The organism is Pantoea alhagi, assembly GCF_002101395.1.
Taxonomy (GTDB): Bacteria; Pseudomonadota; Gammaproteobacteria; order Enterobacterales; family Enterobacteriaceae; genus Mixta; species Mixta alhagi.
Genome location: NZ_CP019706.1, coordinates 2,917,790 through 2,932,760 on the forward strand (window position 1 = coordinate 2,917,790; position 14,971 = coordinate 2,932,760).

General features: G+C 57.6%; 14 protein-coding genes and 1 pseudogene. 10 read left to right on the plus strand and 5 right to left on the minus strand.

The window, feature by feature from the left end:
* Positions 1 to 9: 9 nt before the first annotated feature.
* Positions 10 to 120 (minus strand): hypothetical protein, encoded by a 111-nt coding sequence (locus tag B1H58_RS21305; RefSeq protein WP_418304126.1) that lies wholly within the window; start codon positions 118 to 120, stop codon positions 10 to 12.
* Positions 107 to 676 (minus strand): annotated as a pseudogene (locus B1H58_RS21045) (omptin family outer membrane protease). The gene B1H58_RS21305 and the pseudogene B1H58_RS21045 overlap by 14 nt, the downstream one beginning before the upstream one ends.
* Positions 677 to 807: 131 nt before the next feature.
* On the opposite strand from B1H58_RS21045, the gene B1H58_RS13660 reads away from it, so the two are divergent.
* On the plus strand, positions 808 to 1,257 hold the full coding sequence (locus B1H58_RS13660) for a GNAT family N-acetyltransferase (protein ID WP_085071033.1): 450 nt from the start codon (positions 808 to 810) through the stop codon (positions 1,255 to 1,257).
* A 36-nt stretch (positions 1,258 to 1,293) separates the two neighbouring features.
* On the opposite strand, the gene B1H58_RS13665 is transcribed toward B1H58_RS13660, so the two are convergent.
* Positions 1,294 to 2,952: a glucan biosynthesis protein D gene (locus B1H58_RS13665; protein WP_085071034.1), complete on the minus strand. Its 1,659-nt coding sequence runs from the start codon at positions 2,950 to 2,952 to the stop codon at positions 1,294 to 1,296.
* A 266-nt stretch (positions 2,953 to 3,218) separates the two neighbouring features.
* Between B1H58_RS13665 and elaB the strand changes: the two genes are divergently transcribed.
* The 8 genes from elaB to B1H58_RS13705 all read left to right on the plus strand — a co-directional run bounded on the left by elaB (position 3,219) and on the right by B1H58_RS13705 (position 11,325).
* Positions 3,219 to 3,584: a stress response protein ElaB gene (gene elaB, locus B1H58_RS13670; RefSeq protein ID WP_085071035.1), complete on the plus strand. Its 366-nt coding sequence runs from the start codon at positions 3,219 to 3,221 to the stop codon at positions 3,582 to 3,584.
* Between the two features lie 198 nt (positions 3,585 to 3,782).
* Positions 3,783 to 5,120 (plus strand): isochorismate synthase, encoded by a 1,338-nt coding sequence (locus B1H58_RS13675; protein WP_237172392.1) that lies wholly within the window; start codon positions 3,783 to 3,785, stop codon positions 5,118 to 5,120.
* A gap of 67 nt (positions 5,121 to 5,187) precedes the next feature.
* Positions 5,188 to 6,852, plus strand: coding sequence for a 2-succinyl-5-enolpyruvyl-6-hydroxy-3-cyclohexene-1-carboxylic-acid synthase (gene menD, locus B1H58_RS13680; protein ID WP_085071036.1), 1,665 nt, complete (start codon positions 5,188 to 5,190; stop codon positions 6,850 to 6,852).
* A complete protein-coding gene (gene menH, locus B1H58_RS13685; RefSeq protein ID WP_085071037.1) occupies positions 6,849 to 7,619 on the plus strand; it encodes a 2-succinyl-6-hydroxy-2,4-cyclohexadiene-1-carboxylate synthase in 771 nt (256 codons plus the stop codon). Before menD ends, menH begins: the two co-directional genes overlap by 4 nt.
* Before the next feature lie 15 nt (positions 7,620 to 7,634).
* Positions 7,635 to 8,492 (plus strand): 1,4-dihydroxy-2-naphthoyl-CoA synthase, encoded by an 858-nt coding sequence (gene menB, locus B1H58_RS13690; protein ID WP_085071038.1) that lies wholly within the window; start codon positions 7,635 to 7,637, stop codon positions 8,490 to 8,492.
* The gene (menC, locus tag B1H58_RS13695; protein ID WP_085071039.1) at positions 8,492 to 9,454 is read left to right on the plus strand and encodes an o-succinylbenzoate synthase; all 963 of its coding nucleotides are present in this window, start codon (positions 8,492 to 8,494) and stop codon (positions 9,452 to 9,454) included. Before menB ends, menC begins: the two co-directional genes overlap by 1 nt.
* Positions 9,436 to 10,857: an o-succinylbenzoate--CoA ligase gene (gene menE, locus B1H58_RS13700; protein WP_257788813.1), complete on the plus strand. Its 1,422-nt coding sequence runs from the start codon at positions 9,436 to 9,438 to the stop codon at positions 10,855 to 10,857. Before menC ends, menE begins: the two co-directional genes overlap by 19 nt.
* A gap of 72 nt (positions 10,858 to 10,929) precedes the next feature.
* Positions 10,930 to 11,325, plus strand: a complete 396-nt coding sequence (locus B1H58_RS13705) for a VOC family protein (RefSeq protein WP_085071041.1) — start codon at positions 10,930 to 10,932, stop codon at positions 11,323 to 11,325.
* A gap of 19 nt (positions 11,326 to 11,344) precedes the next feature.
* On the opposite strand, the gene B1H58_RS13710 is transcribed toward B1H58_RS13705, so the two are convergent.
* Both B1H58_RS13710 and B1H58_RS13715 read right to left on the minus strand, forming a co-directional pair.
* Positions 11,345 to 11,944 (minus strand): LysE family translocator, encoded by a 600-nt coding sequence (locus B1H58_RS13710; RefSeq protein ID WP_085071042.1) that lies wholly within the window; start codon positions 11,942 to 11,944, stop codon positions 11,345 to 11,347.
* A 116-nt stretch (positions 11,945 to 12,060) separates the two neighbouring features.
* The gene (locus tag B1H58_RS13715) at positions 12,061 to 13,503 is read right to left on the minus strand and encodes a catalase (protein WP_085071043.1); all 1,443 of its coding nucleotides are present in this window, start codon (positions 13,501 to 13,503) and stop codon (positions 12,061 to 12,063) included.
* A 224-nt stretch (positions 13,504 to 13,727) separates the two neighbouring features.
* Here B1H58_RS13715 and B1H58_RS13720 point away from each other — a divergent pair, with 224 nt between their 5' ends.
* The gene (locus B1H58_RS13720; RefSeq protein WP_085071044.1) at positions 13,728 to 14,924 is read left to right on the plus strand and encodes a nicotinamide mononucleotide deamidase-related protein YfaY; all 1,197 of its coding nucleotides are present in this window, start codon (positions 13,728 to 13,730) and stop codon (positions 14,922 to 14,924) included.
* Positions 14,925 to 14,971 lie beyond the last annotated feature (47 nt).

The following is a 14,971-nucleotide window of genomic DNA, read 5'->3' on the forward strand; positions in this document are numbered from 1 at the left end:
TTTTTGGCATCAGAAATGATATTGCAGGCCAGCGGTCAGGCTGTAATTTTTATGACTCAGGCCGCCGCCTCCCTTCTTGCTGTAATTATAGGTCTGTTGGTCATAATCAATTATCTGCATTTGCCCGCGACTTTGCCGGTAATCTTCCCAGTTTAGCGCTGCCAGCTGATCCTTGTCTGCTGATAAGCGGCGCCGCGCCAGGCTTATATTCCGGTTGCTGTAGCAGCCAGCCGGTAATGCTGACGGCAAACTGATTAGCATAGTTAAGACGGGCAGCAGGCCAGGTAGACCAGTCGCTCCAGTGCGACTGGTTATCAACCATCCAGTCATAGTCATCCATCTGTACGCTGCCCCGCGCCAGGGTTGTCCAGCCGCTAAGCGCCAGGCTAAGTTGCGGCGCAATCTCTCAGTCGGGATGGCCACGACTAACCGCTGCGTTCTTTATTTTCCAGTTCAGCTCGCTATTTTTATGCCCTTCGTCGTAAACGTATTCGTTGGATTTGCCACCGAGCCAGCCGGTCACCAGCGTAAATGTTACAGGATAAGAGGGGAGACTGTTGGCGATCGCCAGCGGGCTCATTAGCGCCAGCGTCAAAGGGAGCGTTCCGTTGTAAAGCGCTTTTACCGATTTCATCTTCAACCTCCTGTTGATATAAAAGCGCAGACATTTTTCCATGATTTTTAAAACGATGGCGGTTTTTTAAGCATCGATTGAGGTTATATTAAACCGGCATAACGCGCATTATTAGCAGGAAAAATTGATGTTCGATGGCGACATGTGGCTAAAACCAAGGGGAAAGCGGGCGTATGGAGTTAACCTGGTACGATTTGCATCATAGTGAACTAAACGTTCAGCAACTGCATGACATTCTGGCTCTGCGTAATCGCGTTTTTATCGTCGAGCAGCAGTGCGCGTATGAAGATATCGATGGGCAGGATTTAGCGCGTGATAACCGCCATATTTTTGCGCTGGGCGAAGGAAGAATACTGGCTTGCGCACGTATTTTGACGCCAGAAAATGCCGACAGCCCGGTAAAGATTGGGCGCGTGATTGTTACCAGCGAAGCGCGGGGATTACATCTTGGCTATCGCCTGATGGAAAGGGTGCTGGAAAGCTGTGAGCAATACTGGCCTGAACGTCAGCAGTTCCTTTCGGCGCAGGCGCATCTACAGCGCTTTTACGCATGTATGGGTTTTAAGCCGCAGGGCGAGGTCTATCTGGAAGATAATATTCCGCATATCGATATGATGAAGTAAAACGTAACAGGCGGAGCGCAATGCTCCGCCTGTTATTTAGCTTACCGTCATCTGGCGGTCATCAACATATTTCCGCTGGTCCGGCGGCGGCGGGAAATATTGATAAAGCCAGGTTTCACTCAGCGTTTCATCTTTGGTGCGCAGGAACATGCGCATATCGACCGGATCCACCGCATCGCTGGTGGGGTACCAGTCAAACAGGATGCGATAGCCGTTTAGCGGTTCAACATAAAGAATTTCTACCTGCTTAATGGTGCCGGCAGAGACGGTAATCACCGGCTCGATGCCTTTTGGCGCGGCATTCTTCAGATCGCCATCAACAAAATCAACGGCAAAACGACGACACCAGACATCCGGGAAATGCTCGCCAGGTGCCCAGCCTTCCGGGAAGCCGCCAATGCCGGAACGGGTTGCCTCTACGCGCGCCAGTTCGCTGCGTACCGGCGGCAGGCCGCTCCAGTAAAGCTTATACTGGAAAGAGAGTTCGCTACCGGCTTTAACCGGCTGCTCCGGCTGCCAGAAACAGACCACGTTATCCAGCGTTTCGCCGGTGGTAGGGATTTCCATTAAATTGATGGCGCCCTTGCCCCATTTGCCGATCGGCTCCACCCACAGGCTGGGGCGCTTGTCATACCAGCCAATCACATCCTGATAATCTTCAAAATCATGATTCAACTGCAGCAGGCCAAAGCCACGCGGGTTCTCATCATCGTAAGCGTTAAACTGCAGCTTGCGCGGGTTATTCAGCGGACGGGCAATCCATTCCCCTTTACCGGTCCACATCGCCAGACGGTCGGAATCATGGATTTGCGGATGATAGGTGTTGCACATACGACGTTCGCTGTTGCCGCAGCTGAACATACTGGTCATTGGGGAGATCCCCAACTGACGAATATCTTTGCGGGCATACAGGTGGTTTTCCACCTCCATCACCACGCGCTTCGGCTCACAGTGGATAACAAACTTATAGGCACCGGTCAGGCTGGCGCCATCAAGCAGGGCGTAAACGGTAAAGGTCGTGTCGTCCGCTTTTGGCGTTTCAAACCAGAAGGCGACGAAATCGGGAAACTCTTCCTGTCCGTTGCTAAAAGTGTTTACCGCTACGCCGCGCGCCGACAGGCCATACTGATAGGTTTCATCCACGGCACGGAAATAGCTGGCTCCCAGGAAAGAGACGATATCGCGCCGCGCCAGCTCCGGCTTTTTAAACGCACGGAAACCGGCAAAGCCAAGATCGGTTTTACCTTCCAGCTGTCTGGTATCGACACTGGTGTTCTGATAGTTAAACAGCTCAGGGCGGAAGTGAATCTCACGCGCTTCACGGCTGCTTTTATCTACAGAGAACATGCGGATACGGCGTTTAAAACCCATGCCGACGTGGAAAAACTGCACGTCCAGCTGGCGGTTATCGATATCGTTCCAGAGAGAGTGATTAGCATCATACTGGATGGCGTTATAAGCCTGCGGCGTCATGGTCGCCAGCGTATCCGGCAACGGCCCTGGCGCGCCGCCCCAGGGCTTTTGCGCCAGCGCGGCGGCTTTTTTCTTTAGCACCTCAAAGTCAAAGCGCGTCGCAGTACCGTCAGCGATGCCATCTTCTGCCCAGGCGGACTGTGCAAATAGCGTGGATAAGCCAGACATGCCGCTAACCGCAGCGAATGCCATTGAGGTTTTCATAAACATTCTTCGATTCATGCCAGAAACGCTTTCCTTATGCTGAACGAGTTTGTAGTGATCGAGCTTCTGCACCCATTTGCTTTCCCAGGATGAGCCTGGGGTACAGTCAGCTACGACAGACGCAGGCGGCAAAAATTCGGTTAACAGGAATTTATCAGATTAATCATATAAACCAACGAATTTCCGCCAGCCCTGCCAGTAAATTCCTGAACGTCTGTTCAGGCAGGGATGTAAAAAGTGTCTATAGTTAGTGGACATTCATGTGTTTTACACGGAGGAAGAAAATGGCTGTATCAACTGACTCGCAAGAAAAGCGCGATCCGCAAGTATCGGATAAGCCTCAGGTAGCCGGTGAACCACAGGAAACGCGCCTGGATGATGATCTCACGCTGCTGACCGAAACGTTGGAAGAGGTACTGAAATCTTCCGGCGATCCAGCCGATCAGAAATACCTTGAGCTAAAAGAGAAAGCGGAACAGGCGTTGCACGGGGTGAAAACGCGCGTCAGCGCGGCGTCCGATTCCTACTACTACCGTGCCAAACAGGTAGCCTGTCGTGCCGATGGCTACGTTCATGAAAAACCCTGGCAGGGCATCGGTATCGGCGCTGCTGCGGGTCTGATCCTTGGCCTTCTGCTGGCGCGTCGCTAAACGTTCTGTAGCAAACAGCCTCTGACCAACCGGGAAGAGGCTGGTTTTTCTCTTTTCTGCTGTGCAGCCCTCTGCGTTTAATATCCGACTCTTCTCAGCCTGAACCGCGACAAAACGTGGCGCGAACTGTTCTGCATCAAAATCCCCTGTCACTCTCCCTTTTACACTAGCTACCTCTTTATGATTATGGAGGTGTTCGTGTATTCGCTTCCTGCCGCGTATAGCGCGTTGTTCACTGAGCTGGCAAAAATCAACAGCAGAGAAGCAGGCTGTCGCGCGTTAACCGTTTCCCTTGCGTCCGGCGAGGATTCCCTGTCCTGGCTTCGTGCCCAGCCGTACCGGCCCCAGCTCTGGTGGCAGCACCGCAACGGCCATGAGCAGGTTGCGCTTTGCGGGGCCATCCGCTGTTACCAGACGCTGTATCAGGCTGAACAGGCGTGTCGCGCTTTGCCCGGGAACTGGCGGATCTGGGGCAGCAACCGTTTTGCCGCTACTGACAGCTTTTTCTTTCTGCCGCGGCTAATGTGGCAGCAGGACAGCCGTGGTGAACGGCTGACGCTGTTTGTTCAAAGCGATCATAACCTGCAGGAGGATGCGCAGGTTGCCGTACGCTTCCTGCATGGGCTGCGCTTGCCGCAGCCGCTGCCGTTAATACGCGGGCAGTTGCAACAGAGCCAGTGTGAGCCGGAACAGGCGGAGTGGAGCCAGCGAGTAAACTCGGCATTAGCGGCAATTGCCGCCGGAGGGCTGGAAAAAGTAGTGCTGGCACGCACGATGGACCTGCTATGGGATCGTCCGTTGCCGCCGGAGGCATTGCTGGCGGCCAGCCGGCGCGCCAATCCGCACTGTTATCAGTTTATGCTGCGCTTTGCAGATGAGAGCGCGCTGGTCTGCGCCTCGCCGGAGCGGCTCTGGCTACGGCAACAAAATGCGTTGCTGACTGAGGCGCTGGCGGGCACGGTAGCGCGTGATATCGATCCCATACTTGCCCTGCAGCAGGCGCAGTGGCTGCTGCATGACGCCAAAAATCAGCATGAAAACGCACTGGTCATGGAAGATATCTGTTCCCGGCTACAGGAGATTGTCAGCAAACTGGAGGTCATGCCGGTAGAACTGGTACGCCTGCGCAATCTGCAACATTTACGACGCCGCATCCACGGCGAATTACGCAGCCGCAGCGATGCGCTCATTTTACAGCGTCTGCAACCCACGGCGGCGGTGGCTGGCCTGCCGCGCACGGCAGCGCACGCCTTTCTGCAGCGCCATGAAGCACTGGATCGTGACTGGTATGCCGGTTCCACCGGTTTTATCTCCCGACAAAAAAGCGAATTCTGCGTCACGCTGCGCTGTGCGCTGGTGCAGGGGCAGCGGGTGCGGCTGTATGGCGGCGCGGGGATCGTCGCCGGTTCCGATGCGCAACAGGAATGGCAGGAAACAGAAAACAAAATGGCCGCGCTGGCAGCCTTGCTGCCCACCAGCGCGGCACCACTACCACCCCGCCTGGCCGGGAAGCCGCCCGTGGCGCATTCGGCCTGAATGCATCCGCATGGCGAGGGAAAGCACGCTTCATCGTCGGACGGCGTCATTACACTAAGGGGAGAGTATGTCTGACAGTAGCTTCAACCGCCGTTGGGCGCAGGTGATTATTGAGGTGTTGTTGCGTCATCAGGTGCGCCATGTCTGTATCGCGCCCGGCTCACGTTCTGCGCCGCTCACGCTGGCGGCAGCCAAATCTGCATTAACCTGCCATACCCATTTTGATGAACGCGGGCTGGGCTTTTTAGCACTTGGCCTGGCGAAAGGCTCGCGTACCCCCGTGGCGCTGATAGTGACCTCGGGCACTGCCGTAGCGAATCTGCTGCCCGCCGTTATTGAGGCGCAGCTAACCGGTGAGCGGCTGATTGTACTGAGCGCCGATCGACCACCGGAATTGATTAACTGCGGCGCTAATCAGGCGATTACCCAGCCAGGCATATTTTCTCATTTTGCCCACCGCTGCGATTTACCGCGGCCAACGCCTGAAATTGACGCCCGCTGGCTGGCGGCGGCGCTGGATGAAGCGATTGCCGCAGCCAGTACGGGCGCGCTGCACGTTAACTGTCCCTTTGCTGAGCCGCTCTATGGCCCGGAGGATAATGCCTGGCGCGAATGGCTGGCGTCGCTGGATGCATGGATGCAGCAATCGATCCCGTGGGTGACTCACAGCGCGCCGGAAAGCCATACGCAGCAGAGCGACTGGCCAGCCTGGCGACAAAAACGCGGCGTGGTTATCGCAGGCAAAATGCGCCCGGAGGAGGGCGCGGTGGTGGCTCGGTGGGCGGCCACGCTGGGCTGGCCGCTGCTGGCAGATATTCAATCGCAAACCGGCCAGCCGCTGCCCTGTGCGGATTTATGGCTGAGCAGCCCGCAGGCGCAGCAGCAACTGAATCAGGCGGAACTGGTCGTGCAGTTTGGCACCCGTCTGATTAGCAAGCGGCTCTTGCAGTGGCAGCAGCAGGCGCGCCCGCAGCAGTGGTGGCTTATCGATGCGCTGCCGGGGCGGCGCGATCCTGCCAGCCAGCCGGGGCGACGTATCGTCAGTGAGATCGGCAGCTGGATTAATGCGCATCCGGCAATGGCCGCTACGCCCTGGGCACCCACGCTGGCTACGCTGGCCGCATCCATCCAGCGCCAGGCCAGCGCAGCTGTGGGGAATACGCCAGAGGCACTGCTGGCGCACCGGCTGGCGGAATTACTGCCGCCTGATGGCGCACTGTTTCTTGGTAACAGCCTGCTGGTACGGCTGACAGATGCGTTAGCACAGTTGCCGGTTGGCTACCCTGTCTACTGCAATCGCGGCGCCAGCGGGATCGATGGCCTGATAGCAACCTTAAGCGGCATTCAGCGCGCTCAGGCGCGTCCGATGCTGGCACTGCTGGGCGATATCTCCGCCCTGTATGATTTGAACAGTCTGGCGCTGCTGCGTCAGCTTGCCGCGCCGCTGGTGCTGGTGGTGATTAACAACAACGGCGGTCGCATTTTCTCTCTGTTGCCGACGCCTGTCAGCGAGCGCGAGCGTTTTTTTACTTTGCCGCAGTCGGTCAGCTTTGCCCCGGCAGCGCAGATGTTCGGCCTTGATTATCAGCATGTCGCCGCCTGGGCGTCGCTACAACAGGCCGTTGAACAGGGCTTTCTGCAGCAGGGCGGCACGCTGGTGGAGTTCAGCGTAGCGCCTGATAGCGGTGCGGAGACCTTTGCCCGCCTGGTGGCGATGGGAGCAACGTTATGATCCTGCACGCCCGCTGGCAGGGACACCGGCGCAGCAGCAAGCCAACTCTGGTTTGGCTGCATGGTTTCCTGGGAACCATGCATGACTGGCTGCCGGTACAGCAGGCGTTTATCAACTGGCCGATGCTGAGCATCGATCTGCCCGGGCACGGCGGCTCCTGTGGGCAGCGCGTCAGCGGCTTTGATGAACTCAGCGAGCGCATCGGCGCTACGCTGCGTCATTACCAGATTCAACATTACTGGCTCATCGGCTATTCCCTCGGCGGACGCGTGGCAATGTATTACGCCTGCCGCGCAGCGCTGCCTGGGCTATGCGGGCTGGTGGTGGAGGCGGGGCATCCGGGGCTGGCCGATGAACAACAACGTCGGGCGCGCGATGCGCGCGATACTCTGTGGATAAGCCGTTTCCGCCAGCTGCCGCTGCCTGACGCGCTACAGGTCTGGTATCGGCAGCCGCTCTTTAACGAGCTGACCGAGCAACAGCGCAACACGCTGGTCAGGCAGCGTAGCACGGGCGACGGCCCTTCGCTGGCGGCAATGCTGCACGCCACTTCATTAAGCAGGCAGCCTGATTTGCTGCCGGAACTTCAGCAGCTGGCCGTGCCTTTCAGCTATCTGTGCGGTGAATGGGACAATAAATTTATTCAGCTGGCCATGCAGGCGCATCTGCCGCTGCACACCATTCCGGCTGCCGGACACAATGCCCATCGTGCCAGTCCTGCCGCCTTTAGCGATCGGTTGACGCAACTGCTGCGTCAACCTGTCTGAATTCTGGAGAACTTTATGCTTTATCCCGATGAACAACAGCTTACCGCGCCGGTTGAATGGCATGACTGCAGCGGTGAATTCAGCGATATCCGCTATCACAAATCGCCGGAAGGCATAGCCAAAATTACCATTAACCGGCCACAGGTACGCAATGCCTTTCGACCGCTGACGGTACAGGAGATGATGCTGGCGCTGCAGGATGCGCGTTATGACGAAGGGATCGGCGTCATTATTCTTACCGGCGAGGGCGAACAGGCTTTCTGCGCCGGCGGCGATCAGAAAGTGCGTGGTGATTACGGCGGCTATCAGGATGATGGCGGCGTGCATCATCTTAACGTACTCGACTTTCAACGCCAGATCCGCAACTGCCCGAAACCGGTAGTGGCAATGGTGGCGGGTTATGCGGTTGGCGGCGGGCACGTGCTGCATATGCTCTGCGATCTCACCATTGCGGCGGACAATGCGCGCTTCGGGCAAACCGGGCCGAAAGTCGGCTCCTTTGACGGCGGCTGGGGGGCGTCCTATATGGCGCGCATTGTTGGGCAGAAAAAAGCGCGTGAGATCTGGTTCCTGTGCCGCATGTACGATGCACAACAGGCGCTGGCGATGGGGCTGGTGAATCATGTGGTACCGCTGACGCAGTTAGAGCCGGAAACGGTGCGCTGGTGCCGCGAAATGTTGCATAACAGCCCGATGGCGCTGCGCTGTCTGAAAGCGGCGCTGAACGCCGACTGCGACGGTCAGGCAGGGCTGCAGGAACTGGCTGGCAATGCCACTATGCTGTTTTATATGACTGAAGAGGGGCAGGAAGGGCGCAACGCTTTTAACCAGAAGCGTCAGCCCGATTTCAGTCAGTTCAGGCGTAATCCCTGATGCGTCAGGCGAAGCTGTGGCGTTATGCCATTCCCATGGAGAGCGGCGTGGTATTGCGCGATCGTCGTCTGACGCAGCGGCAAGGGCTGCTGGTGATGCTGCAACAGCAGGATCGGCAGGGCTGGGGCGAAATCGCGCCGCTGCCGGGATTCAGCCACGAAACGCTGGCGCAGGCGCAGCAGGCCTGCGTAGCCTGGCTGACGCAGTGGCTTGCCGCACGGCCGGTTGCCGAAAGCCGGTTGCCTTCAGTGGCTTTTGGCCTGAGCTGCGCCAGCGCAGAGCTGGCGGGGGAGCTGCCGTTAGCGGGTACCTGGCGCAGCGCACAGCTGTGTCACGGCGATCCCGACGCGCTGCTGTTACAGCTTGAGGAGCAGGAAACGCCCTGTGCCAAAATGAAAGTCGGACTGTATGAAGCGGTACGCGACGGCCTGCAGGTCAGCCTGCTGCTGGAAGCGTTGCCCGCTCTGCAGCTGCGCCTGGACGCCAACCGCAGCTGGACGCTGGAAAAAGCGCGCCAGTTTGCCCGCTGCCTGACGCCGTCACAGCGTGCGCGTATCGCCTTTATTGAAGAACCCTGCCGTACACCTGCTGAAAGCCTGGCGTTTGCCGCCGAATGGGGAATAGCGATCGCCTGGGATGAGAGCCTGCGTGAGCCGGTCTTTCAGTTACAGGCCGCGCCGGGGCTGACAGCGCTGGTGATCAAGCCCACGTTAACCGGCTCGCTGGCGCGTATTCAGCAGCAAATCCACGAGGCGCAGCGACTGGGGTTACAGGTGATTATCAGCTCGGCGCTGGAGTCCAGCCTGGGACTGACGCAGCTGGCGCGGCTGGCGCACTGGCTAACGCCACAGTCGCTGCCGGGGCTGGATACCTTAACGTTGATGCGTCAGCAGCTGGTGCGATGCTGGCCTGGCTGCATGCTGCCCTTACAGGATCGGGAAACGTGGACGCGCATTTATTAAATGATTTTCCATGGCGCGTGCGGGCGCAAACCATGCCTGCGGCAATCGCGCTGCGGGCAGGCAAAGAGCAGCTAAGCTGGCAGACGCTGGCAGAGCGGCTGGAGCGGCTCTGTAACGGTTTTCAGCAGCAGGGCGTGACGTGCGGCTCGCTGGTGGCGCTACGTGGTAACAACAGCCTGTCGCTGTTGCTGGCCTGGCTGGCATTATTGCAGGCTGGCGCGCGGGTATTACCGCTTAATCCGCAGCTGCCGTCAGTGACGCTGCTGCCGTTGCTGCGCATGTTGCTTCCTGACTTTATGCTGGACCTGGCTGAGCCGTTGACTGACGTTATGCCGGTTGCAACGCAGCCTCTTACTTTTCCGACGGCGCAGTGGTTAAACCAGACGCCGCAGCTGGCGACAACAATTCAGGCTTTATGGCGGTCCGATGCTATCGCCACGCTGACGCTCACCTCTGGTTCCACCGGCCTGCCGAAGGCGGCGGCGCACACGTTTCAGGCACTGCTGCTCAGCGCGGCGGGGGTGAATCAGCTAATGAATTTCAACGCTGCCGAAAGCTGGCTGCTGTCGCTGCCGCTGTATCATGTCTCCGGACAGGGGATCGTCTGGCGCTGGCTGCTGGCGGGCGCCTGCCTGGTGCTACCCGTATCGCCTTTGTCGCAGGCGCTCAGCGGATGCAGTTTTGCATCGCTGGTGCCAACCCAGCTATGGCGTCTTCTCCGGCAGCCTGAGCGGCCTGCGGGCTTAAGGGCGGTACTGCTCGGCGGCGCAGCGATCCCTGCTGATTTAGTCACGCGCGCGCAAGCCACAGGCATCAGCTGCTGGTGCGGTTATGGCCTGACGGAAAGCGCCGCCACGGTATGTGGTAAACGGGCGGACAACCGACCCGGCGTCGGCAGGGCGTTAAACGGACGTGAGATAGCGATTGTTGATAACGAAATCTGGATCCGTGGCGCAACCTTAGCCAGCGGCTACTGGCGTGACGGGCGGCTGTGGCCATTGACGAATGAGCAGGGCTGGTTTGCCACCGGCGATTTGGGGCGCTGGCATCAGGACGAACTGCAGGTGTTGGGCAGGAAGGACAATCTGTTTTTCAGCGGCGGCGAGGCGGTGCAGCCGGAAGCGATAGAAAGCCTGCTGATGCAGCATCCCGCCGTGATGCAGGCGGTTATTCTGCCGCAGCCGGATGACGAGTGGGGGGCGAGACCGGTGGCGCTGCTGACGCTGGCAGCGGATGAAAAGCTGGAAAACATCGCCGCCTGGGCGCGGGAGCAACTGGCCAGCTTCCAGCGTCCCGTCCGCTGGCTGACATTGCCGGAAGGCGCGGCGCGGGGCGGCATCAAGTTATCACGTCAGCAGCTGGCGCAGTGGCTGCAGGTCCGGCAGCAGGGGAATGGAAGCTGATGTATGGCCCTCTGTAAAAGCAGCCGGAAGTAATGTTATGGTACTTTGATCTTTCATTGCAGGCGAAAACAGATGTTATTTCATCACTTACGTATCGCGCGACCGGTAACGGATCTGGAACAGAGTAGCGAGATGTACTGTCGAGGTCTTGGGCTGAAAGAAATTGGCGCGTTCACCGACCATGACGGTTTCAGCGGGCGTATGCTGGGCCGTGACGATTTGCCCTGGCATCTGGAGTTCACCCTGTGCCATGACCATCCGGTGATGCCTGCGCCCCCGGCAGAGGATCTGCTGGTTTTGTATATCCCTGAAAGGGAAGCGTGGACAGCGGCCTGTAATCAAATGGAGCAGGCGGGTTTTACCCGAACCTGTGCTTTTAACCCGTACTGGGAAAGTAAAGGTATCACTTTTCAGGACAATGATGGCTACCGTGTGGTGTTGCAAAACAGCCGCTGGGAAGTTTCCTGAATTGTTATTGATAACATAATCAGGATAGCAGCGCTTTTAGCGAGAAGGCGATAAGCAGCAGCCCGCCAGTGATATTCACGAATTTTTTCAGCATTAACGGATCGATTTTACGGACAGAAAAAATTAGCGCTCTGCTGACTAACAGCAGCCAGGCGACCATTACCACAACGTGTAGCGAAGCCAGTACCAGATAATCGCTGATATTCCCCTGCCTGCCGGCAAACTGGGAGACCACCGTCAGATAAAAAAGGATGGCCTTGGGATTCAGCACGTTGGCCAGCCAGGCTTTTTTTAACGTCACGGGATTCGCTGCATGATCGAAAGAAAACGTATGCGCCGAAAGTCCGCTACGGATCAGCTGAATGCCCAACCAGAGAAGATAAGCGGTGCCGGCGATTTTCAGTATATTGAAAAATTCAGGCGAAGAGATCAGCGCCGTGATACCCAATCCGATTAAAACGGCGTGCGTATAAATACCCAGTGTCGTTCCTAGTAGGGTAGAGCACAGTCCGCGGCGCCCACCCGCCAGCGCACTGTTAATAGCCAGCGTAAAGCTTGCGCCAGGTGAAAGCGCCACGGGTAACAGGGCCGGCAGAAAGCCGATTATATTGATGTCCATTAACCCTGAATATTAGGTGACGCTCCCACCGCTGACCATCCGCTGACAGGCAATAAAAAAGCCCAACCTTGCGGTTGGGCTGTAAACGGCTGATTCAGCATCAGGAAACTGCAGGCTTATCCCTGTAGCGCACGCAGCGCATTTTCCACCCCGGCGCCATAGGCTTCGTCCACCTGACGGAACAGCGCAATCTGACGCTGCTGAATAAACGCCGGTATCTGCACCAGTTCACCAGCGATACGCTTAAACATACGCTGATGCTCTTCTTCACTCAGCAGGTTAAACAACGCGCGCGGCTGGCTGAAGTAGTCATCATCTTCACGATGGTTCCAGTGATCGGCTGCGCCTTCCAGCGACAGTGGCGGCTCGCTGAAGTCCGGCTGCTCCTGAAACACACCAAAGCTGTTGGGTTCATAGGTCGCCCCATTGCCGCTGTTGCCGTCCACGCGCATTGCGCCGTCGCGGTGATAGCTATGGAACGGGCACTTCGGCGCGTTCACCGGGATCTGATGGTGGTTCACGCCCAAACGATAGCGGTGCGCATCGCCATAGGAGAACAGACGGCCCTGCAGCATGCGGTCCGGCGAGAAGCCGATGCCGGGCACCACGTTAGCCGGGCTCATCGCAACCTGCTCAACCTCGGCGAAATAGTTATCCGGGTTGCGGTTCAGCTCGAACTCGCCCACTTCAATCAGCGGATAGTCGGCGTGCGGCCAGACCTTGGTTAAGTCAAACGGGTTGTACGGCGTCTGTGACGCCTCTTTCTCCGGCATCACCTGTACGTAAAATTTCCAGCGCGGGAAATCACCACGTTCGATCGATTCAAACAGATCGCGCTGAGAACTCTCACGATCGCGGGCGATCAGTTGCGCGGCCTCCTCATCCATCAGATTTTCTACACCCTGCTGGCAACGCATATGGAATTTCACCCAGAAGCGTTCCTGCTGGTCATTGATAAAGCTGTAGGTGTGACTGCCAAAACCATGAATGTGGCGGTAAGAGCGCGGCAGACCACGATCGCTAAAGTCGATAGTCAGCTGGTGCAGCGATTCTGGCAGAAGCGAAAAAAAGTCCCATTTGTAGGTGGGGTTGCGCAAGTTAGTACGTGGATCGCGTTTAACCACATGGTTAAGATCCGGGAATTTCAGCGGATCGCGCAGATAGAAAACCGGGGTATTGTTGCCAACCAGATCCCAGTTGCCTTCCTCGGTATAAAACTTCATGGAAAAACCGCGGATATCACGCTCGGCATCAGCGCCGCCGCGCTCACCGGCAACCGTAGAGAAACGGATAAAAAGGTCGGTTTTTTTACCCACTTCTGAGAAGAGTTTGGCGCGGCTAAAACGGGTAATATCCTGCGTTACGGTAAAGGTGCCGTAAGCGCCTGAACCTTTGGCATGCATGCGACGTTCCGGGATCACTTCACGATCGAAATGCGCCAGTTTTTCCAGCAGCCAGACATCCTGCAACAGCAGCGGGCCACGACGTCCGGCAGACATAGAGTTATTGTTATGGGCAACCGGCGCGCCTGAAGCGGTAGTAAGACCTTTTTTATTCATATGGCAATTCTCTATCGGTGTGATTGTCAAAGGTTTAACCGAGGTAAAACCCGTTATTAATTGGGTAAACCTATTGTTTGCGCTATTTTGCTGCTAAGCCGCCGCGCTGACAATCTGTCAAAAGCTATCGCTGCTATCTCTGAAACTGTGTCTCCCGATATTTACGTTGTATTCACCGGCGCGCCTTCCTACAGTAAAGGCATTAACCAAACGAGGGACGTGACGTGATTAGAGTGGAAATGCTCTCTACGGGCGATGAAGTGCTGCACGGCCAGATTATCGATACCAATGCCGCGTGGCTGGCTGATACCCTGTTTCAGCAGGGCCTGCCAATGACCAGCCGCGCCACCGTCGGCGACAGCCTGCCTGCGCTGGTGGAAGCACTGACCGAGCGCAGCCGCATTGCGGATGTGCTGATTGTGAATGGCGGGCTGGGACCGACCAGCGACGATTTAAGCGCGCAGGCGGCGGCGAATGCCTGCGGCGTGGCACTGGAGCTACAGCCCGCCTGGCTGGAAAAAATCGAGGCATTTTTCGCCAGCCGTGGACGGCCTATGGCAGCCAGCAATCGCAAGCAGGCGGAGATCCCGGCGGGCAGCGAACTGATTGATAACCCGGTAGGCACCGCCTGCGGCTTTGCCGTCACGCTCAATGATTGCTGGATCTTCTTTACGCCTGGCGTGCCATCGGAATTTAAAGTGATGGTGGAGCAACAGATCCTGCCGCGCCTGAAGACGCGCTTTGCACTGCCGGAGCCGCCGCTCTGTTTACGTCTGACCACCTTTGGTCGCGGCGAGAGCGATCTGGCGGCGGAGCTGGAGCCGCTGCCGTTACCGGAAGGTGTGGTGATGGGCTATCGCTCCTCCGCGCCAATTATCGAAATCAAACTGACCGGCCCGGCCGCGCAGCGGGTAGCAATGGAGCAGATCTGGCAGCAGGTGCGTTTACAACTGGCGGAATGCACGTTATTTGAAGGTACGCAGGGGCTACCGGCGCTACTGGCGCAGCAGCTAAACACGCGCCAGCTAACGCTTACCGTTAGCGAGCAGTTCAGCGCGGGCCTGCTGCAGTGGCAGCTCAGTTCGGGCGGCGTGGCGTGCCGGGCTGGTGAAGTGCTGCCTGAAGGAGAAGAGACGCTTTCACAGCTGGCGCAGCGGGCGCAGGAGCGGGCAAAGGCGCAGCAGGCGTCACTGGCGCTGCTGGTAGGATCGTTGCGGGATAAGCAGCTCGGTTTTGCGCTGCACACGCCGGATGGCACGTATGGTCAGCAGGTGAAGTTTAATAACCAGCGCCATACGGTCAAAACGCGTCAGGAGCTGGTGGCGATGATGGCGATGAATATGCTGCGTCGCTGGCTGCACGGCATGGATGTCTCTACCGGGCATGGCTGGGTTGATGTGGTGGAAACGCTAAAAGCGTAACGGAAAACGCAAAAGCCCAACCGATGGTTGGACTTGAGGGCAGTAAC

Bases quoted from the DNA above. Each gene is read 5' to 3' on its own strand.
- B1H58_RS21305 (WP_418304126.1), bottom strand. From the start codon at position 120: ATGCAGATAATTGATTATGACCAACAGACCTATAATTACAGCAAGAAG.
- B1H58_RS13660 (WP_085071033.1), top strand. From the start codon at position 808: ATGGAGTTAACCTGGTACGATTTGCATCATAGTGAACTAAACGTTCAG.
- B1H58_RS13665 (WP_085071034.1), bottom strand. From the start codon at position 2,952: ATGAATCGAAGAATGTTTATGAAAACCTCAATGGCATTCGCTGCGGTT.
- elaB (WP_085071035.1), top strand. From the start codon at position 3,219: ATGGCTGTATCAACTGACTCGCAAGAAAAGCGCGATCCGCAAGTATCG.
- menD (WP_085071036.1), top strand. From the start codon at position 5,188: ATGTCTGACAGTAGCTTCAACCGCCGTTGGGCGCAGGTGATTATTGAG.
- menH (WP_085071037.1), top strand. From the start codon at position 6,849: ATGATCCTGCACGCCCGCTGGCAGGGACACCGGCGCAGCAGCAAGCCA.
- menB (WP_085071038.1), top strand. From the start codon at position 7,635: ATGCTTTATCCCGATGAACAACAGCTTACCGCGCCGGTTGAATGGCAT.
- menC (WP_085071039.1), top strand. From the start codon at position 8,492: ATGCGTCAGGCGAAGCTGTGGCGTTATGCCATTCCCATGGAGAGCGGC.
- B1H58_RS13705 (WP_085071041.1), top strand. From the start codon at position 10,930: ATGTTATTTCATCACTTACGTATCGCGCGACCGGTAACGGATCTGGAA.
- B1H58_RS13710 (WP_085071042.1), bottom strand. From the start codon at position 11,944: ATGGACATCAATATAATCGGCTTTCTGCCGGCCCTGTTACCCGTGGCG.
- B1H58_RS13715 (WP_085071043.1), bottom strand. From the start codon at position 13,503: ATGAATAAAAAAGGTCTTACTACCGCTTCAGGCGCGCCGGTTGCCCAT.